We start from the raw sequence: 17,541 nt of genomic DNA, 5'->3' as shown, positions 1-17,541 counted from the left end.
ATGGCAGAGTAAGAAAATTTTACATCATGAAGGAGAAATTTCTTTTGAAAAAAACAATTATCGCATTTACTACTGCCGCTCTAGTCTCGTCGTTTGCTGCTAACCCTTCTGAAGCTGCTTCTTATCGCGTACAATCCGGGGATTCACTCTCTGTTATTGCTTATAAATATAATACATCGGTTTCAAATTTAAAGAGCTGGAATGATTTAAATTCAGACTTAATCTATGTGAATCAACTGTTAGAGGTATCAGCACCAAATTCTGCCACCACTTATACGGTTCAATCCGGTGATTACCTTTCAAAAATCGGTTCAAAGTTCGATGTGTATGTAGCCGAACTAAAGGAATGGAACAACTTAACAAGTGATGTTATCTATCCAGGTCAATCATTAATTGTTTCCTCGAATGGTACAAGTATAACAGCGTCAGGTACCTCTTACACAGTAGAATCAGGAGATTCATTATCTTATATTGCTGCAAGATATGACGTGACGGTTTCACAAATTAAATCCTGGAATGGGTTAACCTCTGATACTATCTATATTGGGCAAAAACTTACCATTAATTCTACTACCCAAACATCAGATTCAGTAAACCAAAATGTTGTTGATGTTGCGAAAAAATATATTGGTACACCATATGCATGGGGAGGAACAACACCTAAGGGCTTTGATTGCAGCGGATTTATCTATTACGTATTTAACCAAGCTGGACAAAGTATTCCACGTACGAATACAGATGGGTATTATAGCAAATCAGTTGCGATTTCAAACCCTCAACCAGGTGACTTAGTCTTCTTCAAAAACACATATAAGGCTGGAATCAGCCATATGGGGATCTATCTTGGAAACGGAGAATTCATCCATGCATCAGACAGCGGAGTGACAGTATCAAAATTAAACAATACGTACTGGGCTCCTAAATTTGCAGGATACAAGCGTTTTAACTGATTTATTTAGAAAAAATCCGGTTCTTGAGCAGTAAAATGCTCAAGAACCGGATTTTTGTTTTGAGTGGGTGTGGTGGTGATAATAAGTTAAGTAAGTTGATAATATACTAGCCGATTTGATGATAACTCATGAAAAATGAAAAAATAATTTTGCTGAATTCCAAAGTTGAAAATAAAACTCGGATTGTTAATAATAACTCTTTTATTCTCGATAATAAATTCTTGAATGTCGACAATATAATTATTTAACCTATTCGAAAAGCATCAATTTATGCTAAAAATCTCTTTTATTAAAGGAATTATCCCTTTTATAAGGGTGAATCAGCTATTTTTAATAAATAATACTCCAATAATAATAGTAAAAACATAAGAAAACAACAATGTATAACCATTAAAAAACATACTGTTCGTATACTGATTAAACCAACCAAACCGGTAGATTCTTGATTCTGGTTGAGAAGGGTCTCCTCCAAGAGCAAAGACAAGGTCGTTTATATAATTAGAGATTGGTAGTAGTAACAACACCAGTGAAAAAAATAAAATGACTAGAAGGATTTTTTTGTTTTTAATATCTTTTAATTTTTTTCTTACTAACTTGAAGGTTAAATAGTAACTCACAATAAAAATAGGGGAAAACAGCATGATAATCAGGATGCCAAGATTGCCATTGCCTGAAATGGTATTAGGTTGAACTGTAAAAACATTTTCTATAAGGAAAAATCCAAGAAATGAAAGCAACGTACTAATGAGCCAGAACATTAAGATACCCCCTACCCAATCTACTGGAAATATTTAACCGTTTACTATAATATAACAATAAAACGGTATTCATGAGATTAATAAATGAAAAAGTAGGGTAAAGATGAAGACAGGGGTGCTGGGGAAAAGGAACATCAAGTCCAAGGCGTCACAGCATCCCCTGCTAGTATTGTAGGCATTTTAATAAAAGGTTACTTTTACTGAGGTAAGAAAAAGTACGATGACAGATTACCACACCTTCAAAAAATCCATTTCTAATTAATCATCAATAATTCTAATAGACCCCAAGAACGCATTTTCCTATAGATTACTTACAACATGTTTCAGGCCATTAGAAACAAACTCTATATAGATCACAATACAAAATCAACGGTATTCACAGAATAGAACGAACCCACCCACCTTGAATAGACAGTAATCCATAACATTTATAAGTTTAACATCCATAAAACCTCAACTATCAAATGTTACACAAAATTAAATGGACAAAGACACGAACTTAATAAAGGTTCCTTTCAATAAATTAAAGGAGAAGTATACTAAAATCTAGAAAAAACATACTAATAGAATTTTTTAGTGAGGTCGACGGACGGTAGTGACAACGATAAGGAGGTATTAATTTGAGTAAAAAGCTAATTGGAATTATAGCAGGGATCATTTTATTGGCCACTTCATTAAGTGTATACATAGTATTAGGAAGTATAAATGAAGAAACACCCAAGGTAAATGAAAACAGCCTAGAGTTAACAGATGAAGCGAAAGCAGTAGACATTAATGTTACACAACAATCAATTACAACGAGCAATCCTTTTGAAGAAAAGGTGAATACACCTTTAAGTGAATTATTGATTCAACAATACATACATGCCATGAGCCATCAGAAAGTAAAAGCAAAAGAGAAATGGTCTTTTTATGAAATTACTGACGAGCGGATTAATTTCTTATTAGCACAATTAGAAGTGAACAATTATAAGAATGAACAGTTGTACATAGAGATTTTAACTAGTTGGAAAAATGGTGATTTTTCGAACGCAGCCAATCAACACAATGCCGTTTGGAAACTTCAGGAAGGAACCGTAGGAAAAGCATCTGGCTTATTATCTCCTAAAGAGGAAGAGGCCTTTTTACAGAGTAGAGAAAGAGAATCCAGATAAGAAAAGGGAAGTATGGTCAACCATACTTCCCTTTTCTTCTATAGTTCTAGGTGCTTTTGAAGTGTTGATTGAATTGAAGATAATTCTTCATCCGGAATCACATAATAATAAATTCCATCGATCTTCGTTCCAGAACCATTCTGAATTTGAATCTGTTCAATATCCTTAGAAGCAGCTTTATAATTCTTCTGAATATCAACCATTTCTTCAAACTTCAAGTTCGTTTTGACATTGTTTCCGAGTGCATCAAAGATGTTGTCGAAATTCCAAAGGCTAGAAACACTTGCTCCTTCACGAATCACGGCTTGAATGACTTGTCGTTGCCGTAATTGACGACCAAAATCCCCCCGAGGATCTTTATATCTCATTCGAGAAAAAGCTAAAGCTTCCTTCCCGTTTAAAGTAATTTCTCCTTCTGGGAATGTAAAGCCACCATCACTAAAGTTCAAGTCATTGTTCACTGTTACACCACCGACAGCATTTACAATATCTTCAAATCCTTCCATGTTAATTTTAACATAGTAGTCGATCGGGATATCAAGTAAGCCTTCAACAGTGTCCATAGCCATCTCAACACCCCCAAATGCATAGGCGTGATTAATTTTATCTTTTGTCCCTTTCCCAACAATCTTCGTTAACGTATCACGTGGAATACTAATCATCTTTACAGATTTCACGTTAGGGTTCACCGTTAGAATGATCATTGAATCCGAACGGCCCTTATCATTTTCTCGTTCATCCACTCCAAGTAATAAAACGGAAAAGGGCTCTTTATCGTCAAAAGTGACTTCTTTTGTTCGTTTTGATGACATATCTCGTTCAATAGGAGAGTGCATGGTTTCCACTGCTTTGTTTAGAGAATGGTAAACGCTATATGCATATGCCCCACCACCTATTAAAAGCAAAACTAAAATAATCCCGAAGACTTTTGTCCATTTGCGTTTTTTTGAATGTTTCTCACTTCTCATATAAGGTAACCTCATTTTTATTTAAGATGTATAAGCTAATCTATAACATATCAAATATTTGGGAGAATGGATAGAGATTTATTGTTAAATAAGAGTGGTTTTTAGCATAAAAAAGGTATCAGATGCAATCCCACATCTGACACCTTTTCTCTATTCTTTATGAATAAAATAATTCTTTAAGTATTCAGCCCAAACCCTATGTCCTTCTTCACTTGGAGCTGCTTTCGATTCAAGTAATAAATCCAATAAGCTTTCGTCCTCGGGCCATGCTTCCCAATGATCGAGATAAGTAATCTTACTTTCTTCAGCAAACACTTTCAATTCCTCCACTTGTCCTGGATAGTAATTTGCTCTGTATAAAGGATGAGTGGGCTGAAGGAGCAATACGACATCTTCATTCACTTCTCGCAAATCACTTAGAAAGACATCGATGCTATCGTGGTTATCTCCAACAAGGACCCCGCGACTGTTGTCATTTAAAGAAAATGGCTCATATAAAACCATATCCGGTGCGTAAGCGATCACTTCATCTGACCCTTCGTCAACAATAAAGTTAATGGAGATCGTATCGTTTTGAAAAATCTTTACATCAAGTGTCTTACCATAGTTTTCCTCTAATGAAGCTTTCAGTTGTTCACTCCAACCGTTCTCACCTTTACCTAAGGCAGGGGAGCCAACAATCGCAAGCTTATACGTCTCTCCGCTTTCCCTCGCTGCTTTGAAATCTGCTTGAGCCTTTTCTGGCCATTTTGCAAATAAATCTACATCTGAATCTTTTTCCTCACTCCTATCCTCTTCACTAGAAGAAGGTTCTTCTGAAGGTTCAGTCGGACTGGCTTTATAAGAAGAAACAGCCGTTTTTTCCTGCCAGTACATATTACCTAATATAAGGAAAGCTAAACAAAATATTGCTAAAATAGTTAATAAAAAACTCTTCATGTGCAAAACTCCAATTCCGTAAAAAAATGTAAGCAATTATTACCAACTACTGTAACTCCCTTTTCAAAGGGGGATATATGTAGTTAAATAGAGTAGTATTCAATAATTACAAGTATATTAAAATTATGACAATTTTCGATAAAAATTACAATAACATATGCTATACTATTACATATTTTTCGTATATTTAGGAGGAAGTTATGGAAGAAACAATCAGTTTACGAGAATTGATGGATACATTAAAAAAGCGGATGCAATTAATCCTTTTGATTACACTAACATCCATCGTCGTCAGTGGAGGGTTGAGTTTTTTTCTTTTAACCCCAGTCTACCAATCATCTACTCAGCTATTAGTCAATCAGTCTAAATCAGAGCAACCTACATTTAGCACGAATGAAATCCAAACGAATCTCCAATTAATTAATACGTACAACGTCATTATCAAGAGCACCGCCATTTTAGAAAAAGTAGTATCTGAGTTAGATCTCAATATGACTACATCGGACCTTAATGGAAAAATCACGGTTGGAAGTGAAAACCAGTCACAAGTTATTAATTTATCCGTTCAGGATACAGACCCACAGAGAGCAGCAACTATTGCCAATAAAACGGCAGCTGTATTTCAAGAAGAAATTGTGAAAATTATGAATGTGGACAACGTTAGTGTTCTTGCTAAGGCAGAAGTTGGGGAAAATCAGTCTCCTATTAAGCCTAAGCCGTTACTCAATATTGCCATTGCAATGGTTGTTGGATTGATGGCTGGAGTTGGTCTGGCATTCTTACTAGAATTCCTGGACAACACAGTCAAAACAGAGCAAGAAGTAGAGAAGTTGCTAGGTTTACCTGTCCTTGGGTCCATCACACGTATTAAAGATCAAGAAGTGAAAAACAACAGCCGCATGGAGCGTAAATCAAGAGTAAGAGGTGAGACTATTGGCTCTTAATAAAAAAATAAAAAAACAAATGATGAACACAAAACGTAAGCTGATTACAAAAACAGATCCGAAGTCTCCGATTTCTGAGCAATACAAAACGATACGTACGAATATTAACTTCTCATCAGTGGATCAAGAAATGCGCTCGTTAATGGTGACATCATCAGGACCAGGAGAAGGGAAATCAACAACGTCAGCCAATATCGCCGTTGTCTTTGCCCAGGAAGGAAAGAAGGTTCTTCTTGTGGACGCTGATATGCGTAAGCCAACAGCTCATTACACATTTGGTTTAAACAATACGTTCGGATTAACAAGTGTGCTAACGAAGCAAAAGCCACTAATAGAAGTGACTCACTCTTCAGACGTTCCCAATCTAGATCTATTAACTTGTGGACCGATTCCTCCAAACCCGGCGGAACTCCTAAGCTCTCGTGCAATGGCTCACTTCTTTAAAGAAGTATATGAAGAGTACAATATGGTCATTTTTGATACTCCGCCTGTCCTAGCTGTAACAGACGCACAAGTATTGGCTAATCAATGTCACGGAACCATTCTTGTGGTCAGCTCAGGGACAACTGAGGTGGACAAAGCGACGAAATCAAAAGAATTACTCGAATCAGCAAAAGCAAAACTACTTGGTGTGGTTCTTAACAACCGTGAAATAAAGGACACAAATTACTATTATTACTATGGTGGAAAATAATAACCCCGATTTAACAAATTTCACTCATTAAGTGTGGATGGTGTAGTAATTAGTCGAAAGAACTAGAAAAGAAAGGAGGAGTCAATATGATTGATATTCACAGCCACATCCTGCCTGGGATAGACGACGGGGCAAAAACGATTCATGACAGCGTCGATATGGCGAAGCAAGCTGTATCTGAAGGTATACATACGATTATTGCGACTCCTCATCATCGCAATGGAAAGTACGACAACGTAATGTCAGATATCCTTCCTTTAGTGGAATCAGTGAACGAAACCTTAAAGAGAGAAAACATTAATCTTACCGTTCTCCCAGGGCAGGAATGTCGTATCTATGGTGAGATTCTAGAAGACTACCAAAAGGGAGACATCCTTCCCTTAAACCAAACTTCTCAATACTTATTTATCGAATTTCCATCAAGCTCTGTACCCCGTTATGCCGAGCGTTTACTGTATGAAATTCAAGTCGAAGGTCTATCACCGGTCATTGTACATCCCGAACGAAACGCTGAACTCATTGAAAGACCAGACAAGCTCTATAAGCTCGTCAAAAACGGTGCAGCCACTCAGCTAACCGCATCGAGTCTCATTGGATACTTTGGTAAAAACATCCAGAAATTCTCACAACAAATCATAGAAGCCAACCTGACACACTTTATCGCATCTGACGCCCATAACATTCATAACCGAACTTTTAAAATGGAAGAGGCTATGAATTACATAGAGAAAAAGTACGGAATAGACATGGTCTATTACTTTACAGAAAACGCTGAGATGCTCATTGAAGGCAAAACCATCTATAAAGAGATTCCAGAAATGATAAAAAAGAAAAAATTCCTGGGAATCTTTTAGGCTAATAGAAATTTTGATAGGGTCCTAAGGTACTATTGTCGTTGGTAGCAATTGGATGTATAAAACAACAGTAGAATTTTGGGGATGTCTCCTTACCGTTATCGACGGAGGCACTCGGTCACACCGTGGGTGATGAGGAAACTCAGAAGCCTTAGACGCTCGTCGTCAGTGGTGGGATGTGAGGAAGGGTTAGATGCCCATATTTTTAGTTTTTTTATGAACAGTTTTTAAAAAGAGTTTCACCATTTAATTGAAATGGGAGTACTGATCAATCAACCGATGGATGAAAGGTTGAAAACTACAAAAATAAACTAGATGCCTAAGGAAAGGGTACACACATGTATGTTTTCCTTAGGTATTTATATTGTCGAAAATCTAAAGAAAAGAAGGGGTTTGCTTGAGCTATACAAAACGAGTTTCACTGCTGATGCTGCTGGATTCATTGATTGTGTTAACAGCCATTTATATTGGATATTATATTCTTCACCCTTCCTTTAGCTTATATACGTTACCTACCCTAGTCCTTAGCTCAGTGGCATTACTTGCAAGTCATCATATCTTCGCATTTATATATCGTCTTTATCAGAAGGCTTGGGAGTATGCGAGTGTAGGTGAAATGGTGTCAATCATAAGAGCTATCACCTTATCGATCTTCGTAACAGGAATCATTCAACTCCTAGTGAATGGCGATGTGTATGTACGAGTACTAGGTGTAACATGGATGCTACATATTATCTTAATTGGCGGATCTCGATTCTCATGGAGAATGTATCGCGATTACTATATGAAATCAAAGCAGCAAAAGAAGAGAGCATTGATCATTGGAGCTGGGTCAGCCGGCTCTATGCTTGTTCGTCAGTTGATGAAAAGTCAAGATACGGAGTTATTACCAGTTGGATTTATTGATGACGACCCAAAGAAACAAAAGCTGCAAATCTATGGTATTACGGTTCTCGGTGGTCATAAGGATATTCCTTCTTTAGTTGAGCGATTTGAAGTTGACAACATTATTATTGCGATTCCTTCTCTTCGTAAAAGTGAACTTCAAGAAGTGTACCAACAGTGTAGTAAGACTAAAGCCAAAACACAAATCATGCCGATGATTGAAGATATCGTGTCTGGTAAAGTTGCGGTCAATCAATTCCGAGAGGTGCAGGTAGAAGACTTACTAGGAAGAGAACCGGTAGAATTAGACATTCAAAGCATCTCTAAAAAACTTTCAGGAAAAACAATTCTCGTGACTGGTGCAGGAGGCTCGATTGGTTCAGAAATCTGTCGTCAGGTGAGTAAGTTCAAGCCTCAAAAATTACTCTTACTGGGACATGGAGAGAATTCAATTTACGGAATTGATATGGAGCTCCGAAATAAATATGGAACAGAATTTGAAATCATACCTGTTATTGCGGATATTCAGGATCGAGCTCGAATCTTTGAAGTGATGGAAGAGCATAGTCTGGATGTTATTTATCATGCAGCTGCTCATAAGCATGTTCCGTTGATGGAATATAATCCTAAAGAAGCTGTGAAGAACAATGTAATAGGAACAAAGAATGTTGCGGAGGCTGCAGATGCGTTTGGGGTTACTACGTTTGTATTGGTTTCTTCTGATAAGGCCGTGAACCCAACCAATGTAATGGGTTCTACAAAGAGAATTGCAGAGATGGTGATTCAGAATCTGGATAAGGACAGTCAAACTAATTTTGTTGCTGTTCGATTTGGTAATGTGCTTGGCAGTAGAGGAAGTGTCATTCCATTATTCAAGAAGCAGATTCAAGCTGGTGGGCCGGTTACGGTGACTCATCCGGATATGACGAGGTATTTTATGACGATTCCAGAGGCTTCCCGTCTTGTCATGCAAGCAGGTGCTTTAGCTCGTGGTGGAGAAATATTCGTTCTGGATATGGGAGAACCAGTGAAGATAGTTGATTTGGCAAAAAATCTTATTCACTTATCCGGTTACACAATAGATGAAATTGGAATCAAATATGCAGGCATTCGTCCTGGTGAGAAGATGTATGAGGAATTGCTGGGGGAGAATGAGGTACATGGGGAGGCTGTTTTTCCTAAGATTTTTATTGGGAAGACGGTAGATTTTCAGTACGAGAGAGTTTTAAACTTGATTGAGAACCATACTGACTTTGATCCAAAGTATCTAGCTAACTACGTATTAGATTTAGCGAATAAAAACGAACATGTATTAGTGAAAAATGCAAACTAAGGGGTGGAAGATGTGCAAAAAGTAAGAAAAGCGATTATTCCGGCAGCGGGACTGGGAACACGATTCTTACCAGCGACGAAAGCTCAACCGAAAGAAATGCTTCCGATTGTTGATAAACCTACGATTCAATATATCATCGAAGAAGCTGTTGCTTCTGGTATTGAAGATATTATTATTGTAACGGGTCGAGGGAAGAGAGCGATTGAAGATCACTTTGATAAGTCGTATGAGCTGGAAGAAACCCTTGAAAAGAAAGGGAAGTATAAACAGCTAGAAGAAGTACAAGGGATATCGAAGCTGGCTAATATTCATTATATTCGTCAGAAGGAACCGCTTGGATTAGGGCATGCGATTGGGTGTGCTAGTCGATTTATTGGGAATGAACCGTTTGCTGTTTTATTAGGAGACGATATCGTTCATTCTCCTGAAAAGCCTTGTTTGAAGCAGTTGATTGATGTGTATGAGAGATATAACTCATCTGTCATTGGGGTTCAACAGGTACCTGAGCAGGACGTTTCTAAATATGGGGTAATTTCCATTAATCAGAATGGAATAGAAGATGGTGTGTACCATATCAATGATTTAGTTGAAAAACCTAAAGCTGAAGAATCACCATCCAATTATGCGATTATGGGACGTTATATTTTACGTCCTGAGATCTTTACTATTTTAGAGAGCCTAACACCAGGAGCTGGTGGAGAGATTCAACTGACGGATGCGATTAAGAAGTTGAATGAGCTTCAGATGGTAGTCGGGTATGAGTTCGAAGGTGAGCGGTATGATGTTGGGGATAAATTTGGGTTTATAAAGGCTACTTTGGAATTTGCTCTTGAGAGATCGGATTTAAAACCTCAGGTGTTGGAGTATTTGGAGAGGTTGGTTGTTGGGGAGAGGGTTGAGGGGTGAATCCTTCTGCCCCTTTCGTGGCAGGTTGCTGGTTTAGATTAGGTGAAAAGAGCTTTTGCCCCCTTCGTGGCAATGGTTTGAGTAAGGTTACTTCTTTGTTGAGACAGCATTGGTGAAAGGATCAATGTTGGGAGTGGAAATTATGAAGAACATAAGGCTTATGGATAACCAGAGAGGTTTAACTCTAGTGGAGTTATTAGCTGTGATTGTGGTGATCGGGGTTGTTTTTTCGATTGCTGTGATTTCTTTGGGTGGCACTAAGGAGAGAACAGAGGCGGATGTTTGTGCTGCTAATCGGGTGGAGTTGGAGAATCAGTATAGGGGTCATTTGGCTTTGGAGGATGTGGAGCATAGTAATGTGGTGTTTTCTACTTTCTTGAAAGAGTTAGGTTCTGAGGTTTGTCCGGTTGGTGGTGCTATTAATTATTTGGATGGGCATGTTGATTGTAGTGTTCATGGTGAAGTGGTTGATGAGGAAGAGGGTTCTGGGGATGATGGTGGGGTTCCTTTTTTGTGAGGGACCTTGGTTTGTTTCTTTTGATTGTATGGTGATGAGGAACTGACTATCGACATTAGATTCAATGCCGGAAACCTTGTGGGATAAGGGTTTGAGGCGATTTTAGTGAGAATTATAGATTGATTGAATGGTCTATATAATAGGAAGAAACTTGGTTAAGGGTGTTAAATCAGTGGATATCTATTTCGTATTTGTTAGGTAGATTGAATAGATATTACGAGGTGTGTATCAGTAGTAGATAACAATCTAGTGGTTTAGTAGTTGGTTGGAGTAATAGTTTGGAAGATTCCAAGTAAGTCCTAATCTACTAAAAAAATATTAAAAGAATCAAGTAATGGAAGCAAGGCAAAATACCAAACTAAAAAGTGAGGAATACAAATATGACACAAACTCAAGTCAGAAACATACCTTTTTCTCCGCCCGATATTACAGATGCGGAGATTGAAGAAGTTATAAAAGCAATGAAGTCTGGGTGGATTACGACTGGACCTAGAACGAAAGAGTTTGAAAAGAAAATAGCTGAATTTGTTGGTGTAGACAAAGCTGTGTGCCTTAATTCTGCTACAGCAGCAATGGAGCTTACACTTCGCATTTTAGGAATAGGGCCTGGAGATGAAGTTATCACTTCAGCTTATACTTATACAGCTTCTGCTTCAATTATAGATCATGTTGGTGCAAAAATTGTACTAGTAGATACAGCTCCAGATTCTTTTGAAATGGATTATTCAAAACTTGCAGATGCAATTACAAATAAAACTAAAGCAATTATTCCAGTTGATATAGCGGGGAAGATGTGTGATTACGATTCAATCTTTGAAGTGATAGAAAGTAAGAAGCATCTATTTAATGCTAACAATGAACTTCAAGAGCTATTTAATAGAGTAATTGTGATGGCTGATGCTGCTCATGCATTTGGAGCAGAGAGAAATGGGTTGAAATGCGGACAGGTTGCAGACTTTACTTGTTATTCATTTCATGCAGTTAAAAATCTAACCACAGCAGAAGGTGGAGCAGTGGTTTGGCGCAATGTTGAAGGGTTAGACAATGAGTGGTTGTATAAGCAATTCATGCTATACAGTTTACATGGACAGTCAAAAGACGCATTGGCCAAGACACAAAAAGGTGCTTGGGAATATGATATTGTTTATCCGGCTTACAAATGTAATATGACAGATATAGTGGCTGGTTTCGGGTTGATCCAATTTAGAAGATATGAAGGCTTAATGAAAAGGCGTAAAGAGATAATAGAAATGTATGATAAGGCGCTATTACCACTAGGAATTAATAGATTAAAACATTATGGAGAGAACTATTCTTCTTCAGGTCATCTTTATCTAATAAGGATACCTGGAATAGAAGAATCTGTGAGAAACGAAATAATTATTAAGCTTGCTGATGCGGGTGTTACATGTAATGTTCACTATAAACCATTACCTATGTTTACAGCATATAAGAATTTAGGATTTGATATTAAGCATTATCCAAATGCCTTTAATGTGTACAAAAATGAAATTACACTTCCTCTCCATACTTTATTGAGTAATGAGGATGTCGAGTATATTTGTGATACTGTAAAAGAAGTATTACATGGTTATAAAAGTGTAGAGTTCCAAGTAGGTGAACATAATGTATAAGGGATTTATCAAAAGGTTATTTGATTTATTGTTAGCTATAATTGCCATGCCATTTTTACTTATTATCTTAGCCATACTGGGTCCAATTATTTACTTTCAGGATCGAGGAACAATCTTCTACAATGCACCCCGTCTCGGCAAATATGGAAAGATTTTTATGATGTATAAGCTACGCTCTATGAAGATTAACGCTCCTGATCTAAGAAATGAGGATGGTTCAACTTTTAATGCAGAAGATGATCCAAGATTAACACGAATAGGAAAGTTTATCCGTAAGACAAGTTTGGATGAGACTCCTCAATTATTAAATATAATTAAAGGCGATATGAGTATTATTGGTCCTAGACCTGACTTACCAGAACATCGTGATTTATATGAGGGTAACGAGGAAAGAAAGCTTGAGATTAGACCGGGTGTGACAGGATATAATCAAGCATACTTTAGAAACACTGTCCCTTGGAAAGAAAGAATTCAAAATGATATTTACTATATAGATCATCTTTCTTGGTGGATTGATATTAAAATATTTTTCAAAACAGCTATATCTGTTCTTAAGCGTGAAGATGTATTTGTAACCGAAAAGCGTACGAGTTCAAAAAATAATACGGGTGTAGGAATGTAAGGGGGGATTTTTTCTTGATAAATCTTGAAGAGGCAGTGACCTTTAATAAATTGACATGGGATACAGAGTTTTTTGGTGTTACAAGTGCTAAAGCTACTCTGCATAAACCTCTTACATTAAATGAATGGGCTGCATTAAAGACTAGGTTTAAAGATTATCAATTTATATCAATCCTGAATAAAAACTCTGAACCTATTAATGCACAGTTTATTGGAAAAGACACATCAGCGTTTTTAGCAGATATAAACATACAATTCGAGAAAAAACTAGTAGGTTTATATGATAAACCAAAGAACGTAACAATTCACCAAGCATTAGAAAAAAATGATCAAATCACTGAAATAGCAGATTTTCAGTTCTCTAAATTTACAGAGGACCCTGAATTAGCCAAACGAGGTGGAGATCAAGTCTATCAACAATGGATTATTAATTCTTTTGGAAAGACAGACAAGTTTTATGCATTATCTAAGGATGATATAGGAATTATAAATGGTTTTTTATTATTTTCATATGTAGATAATGTATGTGTAATTGAGCTGATTGCTGTGTCTCAGAAAGAGACTAAAGGTGGCATTGGGACTAGCCTTTTTAAGGCAGTAGAATATGAAACACATCAAAAAGGTGTTAAAAAAATTAAAGTTGGTACCCAAGTACGAAACTCGGGTGCCATTAACTTTTACCAAAAAGTTGGTTGTAAGCAAGTGGGCTGTCACCAAGTATATCATTTATGGAATTATTAGCAATTTCTACCGAATTTTAAAATTGCTCATAATTCAAAGGAGAACTGCCAGATGAAAGTTGCTATCGTAACAACATATGCACATAAAGTTTATACAGCGAGAAAAGAATTACTAAATGAACTTAAAAGGTTGGATTTTCAATTAACAGTTATGGGGCCTGAAAAAAAAGAATTATGCCTTCCTGAATTAGAAAAACTCGATATAGAATACAGTGAGCTTAACATACAACGTGTTAACTTGAACCCATTGAAAGAGATATTATCTGTACGTGATATCCAAAAAAGACTTATGGCGAATAAAATTGATTGCGTATTGGTATATGGCATCAGAATGATTCCAAGCGTTGTGCTAGCTGCAAAATTGGCAAAGGTAAAAAGAGTAGTCTGTATAATAAATGGAGCTGGAAATCTATTAATGTCTAATGGGGCTAAAAGCAAAATTGCTCAAGCCATTAGTTTTCCTATGTTGTCACTTATGTTAAGACAAGCGAATAAAGTTATTTTTCAAAACAGGGATGATTACAAGGAATTTAAACGAAAACATTTAGTATCTAAAGATAATATTTGCTTTACGAATGGGTCAGGAGTAAATACTACTCTTTATAAACCAACCCCAATACCAAAAGAATTGGAGTTTCTATTAGTTACTAGAGTTACTGGAAGCAAAGGGATTAATGAATATGTAAAAGCATCAAGGATTATAAAAGACCGATACCCAGAGGCACGTTTTGGGTTAGTTGGACCTAAAGATGATAACGATGGTAGTGTTGATTGGGGTGCAATTGAAGAGGCAATTAATGAGGGTGCTTTACAGTACTTTGGAGAAACTCAAAATGTAATGAAATATCTTGAAAAATGCAGAATCTATGTGTTTCCATCATACTATCGTGAGGGTGTTCCCCGTTCAGTATTAGAAGCAATGGCAGTTGGACGTCCAATTATTACTACCGATTCCCCTGGCTGTAAAGAAACTGTAACTAACGGAATAAATGGTTTTTTAGTACCCCCAAAAAATACCGAAGCTTTAGTAGATAAAATTACTTGGATGATAGAAAATCCCGATAAAGTTGAATTAATGGGTGATGAATCAAGACGATTGGCGGTTGAAAAGTTTGATGTCAATAAAGTCAATGAGATTATTGTACAACAATTACTTGGAAAATAGTATCATCACAATACAATCCTATAATTTTAAGTCCCAGATGATATTTTTTTATAGGTTTTTTTTTATTGTTTTTGAATGAGGTTGTTGTAATTAATTCTTAATCTCTAATATTTCATTAATAAGTTGGAAAATGAAAAAATAGCTAATTCTGTTATGTAAATAATAGGTTAGGTTTAACACTTCTTAATTAAAGGAGAATTTAAATAAAATGAGTAAAGGAACCATATTATATATTGGAGGGTTTGAGCTTCCTGATAAAAATGCAGCAGCTAATAGAGTAATGGCTAATGCCAAGATATTGACTAAACTAGGGTACTCTATAGTTTTTATTGGTATTGATAGAAATTTAAGCTATAGAAATGAATTTCAGTACTCTAAACAAGAGTTTGAAGGATTTACCTGTTGGAATATACCCTACCCTAATAATAATAAAGAATGGTTGAAATATTTAACAAGTGTTGATTTATTTTCAGATGTGATCAGAGAGTACAGGGATATAAAAGCAGTTATATGTTATAACTATCAAGCAGTAGCCTTTGAAAGAATAAGAAGATATTGTCGAGAAAATAGTATAAAGATTATTTCAGACTGTACGGAGTGGTATGGAGGGACAGAGGGTAGTTTAATTTTTAAAGCTTTAAAATATCTGGATACGACTTTTAGAATGAAAGTAATTAATAAAAAAGTGGATTCACTTATAGTAGTAAGTGACTATTTAGCGAGCTATTATAATAATAAAAATTCGATTGTTATACCAACATTGATTAATATGTTAAATAAAAAAGAACCTATATACGCAAATAATAAGGTAACTAAATTAGTTTATGCTGGTGTCCCATTTAGATTAGGGAAACCTTTAAAAGACAGAAACCTTGCTAAGGATAGGCTAGATCTTGCAATACTTATACTGTACAACTCTTTTAAAGTTGGAATTGACTTTCAGTTTGATATATATGGAATTACAAGAGAACAATATCTAGAAGTTTTGCCTAGGGATAAAAGTATGTTAGATGAGTTAGAACACCGTGTTATTTTTCATGGTAGAAAAAGCAATGAAGAGATACAAAGAATGATTCGTATTGCCGACTTTTCTTTATTAATTAGGGATGACAATAGGACAACCAAAGCTGGATTTCCTACAAAATTTACAGAAAGTATTAATTGTAATGTTCCAGTAATTACAACTAAAACAAGTGATCTCCATAAGTATTTAATTGATGGGAAAAATGGCTTTTTTATAGATGTAAATAATAATAATCAAGATTTGCAAAAATTTATAGATATATTATCTTTAGAAGCTGATCAGATAAATAAAATGAAGGAGTTTTGTTATAATTCAGATATTTTTAATTTGGAGAATTGGACAGATGAAGTTAAACTAATTCTTTAGAAAAATAGGTGGTTTCATGTTTATTTATATGACGTTATTGTCATATTGGGCAATTACGGCAATAGCTTTTAATGCTAATAGTCGGATAAGACTAAGATACAACAGTAAACTATACGTTTTAATTGCAGGTATTAGTCTATTTGTTGTTATGGCTTTGAGAGATGTCTCAGTAGGGACTGATATACTAGGTTACTTGAATGAGTATGAAAATGGTAAATATTATTTAAATAATTTAATAAGGGATTCAGAACTTGGTTATTCCTATTTTAATTATGCATTAGGACAGCTGGGTTTAAACTTCCAAGCGTATTTAGCAATTATTGCAGCCATCTTTGTAATAACCATGTCCTTATTATATTATCTTTATTCTAAAAATATTTTACTAAGTTTCTACTTACATGTAACCATTGGCATATTTGCAATGTCAATGAGTGGTTTAAGGCAGACAATTGCAATTTCTTTAACAATATTAGCTTTTATATATTTAATAAAAAATAAGAAAATCCTATTTTTTATTTTTGTCGGTATAGCTTATTTTTTCCACAACTCAGCAATAGTTTTTTTATTAGTATTCTTTCTAAGGAAAATAAGGATTAATAAAAAAACAGGTTTTATTATATATGGCTTAAGTTGCGTAGCTTTCATTGGACGAGGATTATTTGGTTCACTGGTCCAACAGCTTACTCCTGAAAAGTATATAAGATATTTAGACAATACGGCTTATGTTAATCCGTTATTAATAGTTGTTGTAATGGCGCTTCCGTTAGCATGTTTGTTTTTTTGGCCAAAAAGTAGTAATGAGCATAATGAAGATTATATAAGGGTCATGTCAATATCCTTTGTTCTTTCATGTATTAATTTTGTGGTATTTTTCTTAGCAATGGAGATTCCATTGTTTGAAAGAATATCATTGTATTTTATGATTTATATTACTCTTTTAATACCAAATGTAATTCAAGGGATCAAAAGCAAGAATATCCGTGTTATTGCTATGATGGCTTGTATTATTTTCCCATTAATTCAATTTATAATTTCGACACCTGGTGGAAGCATGGGGATTGACAACTACAAATTCTTTTGGGAGTAGAT

General features: G+C 35.6%; 17 protein-coding genes. 14 read left to right on the top strand and 3 right to left on the bottom strand.

Features of this window, described 5'->3' with window-relative positions; genetic code table 11:
- Positions 1-44: 44 nt before the first annotated feature.
- On the top strand, positions 45-950 hold the full coding sequence (locus IQI_RS13440; protein WP_064093157.1) for a C40 family peptidase: 906 nt from the start codon (positions 45-47) through the stop codon (positions 948-950).
- Positions 951-1,270: 320 nt separating this feature from the next.
- On the opposite strand, the gene IQI_RS13435 is transcribed toward IQI_RS13440, so the two are convergent.
- Positions 1,271-1,708 (bottom strand): hypothetical protein, encoded by a 438-nt coding sequence (locus IQI_RS13435; RefSeq protein ID WP_064093156.1) that lies wholly within the window; start codon positions 1,706-1,708, stop codon positions 1,271-1,273.
- 620 nt (positions 1,709-2,328) lie between these two features.
- Between IQI_RS13435 and IQI_RS13430 the strand changes: the two genes are divergently transcribed.
- Positions 2,329-2,862 (top strand): DUF6241 domain-containing protein, encoded by a 534-nt coding sequence (locus IQI_RS13430; protein ID WP_064093155.1) that lies wholly within the window; start codon positions 2,329-2,331, stop codon positions 2,860-2,862.
- A 38-nt stretch (positions 2,863-2,900) separates the two neighbouring features.
- Here the strand turns inward: IQI_RS13430 and tagU are convergent, their stop codons facing one another.
- A complete protein-coding gene (tagU, locus tag IQI_RS13425; RefSeq protein WP_064093154.1) occupies positions 2,901-3,830 on the bottom strand; it encodes a polyisoprenyl-teichoic acid--peptidoglycan teichoic acid transferase TagU in 930 nt (309 codons plus the stop codon).
- Positions 3,831-3,980: 150 nt separating this feature from the next.
- Complete coding sequence (locus tag IQI_RS13420; protein WP_064093153.1) at positions 3,981-4,769, bottom strand: SGNH/GDSL hydrolase family protein; 789 nt, start codon at positions 4,767-4,769, stop codon at positions 3,981-3,983.
- A gap of 200 nt (positions 4,770-4,969) precedes the next feature.
- On the opposite strand from IQI_RS13420, the gene IQI_RS13415 reads away from it, so the two are divergent.
- The 12 genes from IQI_RS13415 (at position 4,970) to IQI_RS13360 (ending at position 17,539) form a co-directional block, all read left to right on the top strand.
- Positions 4,970-5,713, top strand: a complete 744-nt coding sequence (locus IQI_RS13415) for a YveK family protein (RefSeq protein ID WP_064093152.1) — start codon at positions 4,970-4,972, stop codon at positions 5,711-5,713.
- Between the two features lie 22 nt (positions 5,714-5,735).
- Positions 5,736-6,407 carry a CpsD/CapB family tyrosine-protein kinase gene (locus tag IQI_RS13410; protein ID WP_064093187.1) on the top strand — a complete coding sequence of 224 codons (672 nt, stop codon included), beginning with the start codon at positions 5,736-5,738 and terminating at the stop codon, positions 6,405-6,407.
- Between the two features lie 86 nt (positions 6,408-6,493).
- The gene (locus IQI_RS13405; RefSeq protein WP_064093151.1) at positions 6,494-7,261 is read left to right on the top strand and encodes a tyrosine-protein phosphatase; all 768 of its coding nucleotides are present in this window, start codon (positions 6,494-6,496) and stop codon (positions 7,259-7,261) included.
- Between the two features lie 397 nt (positions 7,262-7,658).
- Positions 7,659-9,479, top strand: coding sequence for a polysaccharide biosynthesis protein (locus IQI_RS13400; protein ID WP_064093150.1), 1,821 nt, complete (start codon positions 7,659-7,661; stop codon positions 9,477-9,479).
- A 12-nt stretch (positions 9,480-9,491) separates the two neighbouring features.
- Positions 9,492-10,385 (top strand): UTP--glucose-1-phosphate uridylyltransferase GalU, encoded by an 894-nt coding sequence (gene galU / locus IQI_RS13395; protein WP_064093149.1) that lies wholly within the window; start codon positions 9,492-9,494, stop codon positions 10,383-10,385.
- 142 nt (positions 10,386-10,527) lie between these two features.
- Positions 10,528-10,902 carry a type II secretion system protein gene (locus IQI_RS13390; protein ID WP_197489751.1) on the top strand — a complete coding sequence of 125 codons (375 nt, stop codon included), beginning with the start codon at positions 10,528-10,530 and terminating at the stop codon, positions 10,900-10,902.
- 380 nt (positions 10,903-11,282) lie between these two features.
- Positions 11,283-12,536, top strand: coding sequence for a DegT/DnrJ/EryC1/StrS family aminotransferase (locus IQI_RS13385; RefSeq protein WP_064093147.1), 1,254 nt, complete (start codon positions 11,283-11,285; stop codon positions 12,534-12,536).
- Positions 12,529-13,158: a sugar transferase gene (locus IQI_RS13380; RefSeq protein ID WP_064093146.1), complete on the top strand. Its 630-nt coding sequence runs from the start codon at positions 12,529-12,531 to the stop codon at positions 13,156-13,158. Before IQI_RS13385 ends, IQI_RS13380 begins: the two co-directional genes overlap by 8 nt.
- A 14-nt stretch (positions 13,159-13,172) precedes the next feature.
- Entirely contained in the window at positions 13,173-13,898 is a 726-nt protein-coding gene (locus tag IQI_RS13375) for a GNAT family N-acetyltransferase (protein WP_064093145.1), read from the top strand.
- A gap of 51 nt (positions 13,899-13,949) precedes the next feature.
- The gene (locus tag IQI_RS13370; RefSeq protein ID WP_064093144.1) at positions 13,950-15,062 is read left to right on the top strand and encodes a glycosyltransferase family 4 protein; all 1,113 of its coding nucleotides are present in this window, start codon (positions 13,950-13,952) and stop codon (positions 15,060-15,062) included.
- Between the two features lie 208 nt (positions 15,063-15,270).
- The gene (locus IQI_RS13365; protein WP_064093143.1) at positions 15,271-16,452 is read left to right on the top strand and encodes a glycosyltransferase; all 1,182 of its coding nucleotides are present in this window, start codon (positions 15,271-15,273) and stop codon (positions 16,450-16,452) included.
- Positions 16,453-16,468: 16 nt separating this feature from the next.
- Positions 16,469-17,539 (top strand): EpsG family protein, encoded by a 1,071-nt coding sequence (locus IQI_RS13360; RefSeq protein ID WP_064093142.1) that lies wholly within the window; start codon positions 16,469-16,471, stop codon positions 17,537-17,539.
- Positions 17,540-17,541: the final 2 nt, after the last annotated feature.

It is taken from the genome of Rossellomorea aquimaris TF-12 (assembly GCF_001648555.1).
In the GTDB taxonomy this organism is placed as follows: Bacteria; Bacillota; Bacilli; order Bacillales; family Bacillaceae_B; genus Rossellomorea; species Rossellomorea aquimaris.
Note: the sequence above shows the minus strand (reverse complement) of the source record. Positions and strands in the feature narration are given on the sequence as shown.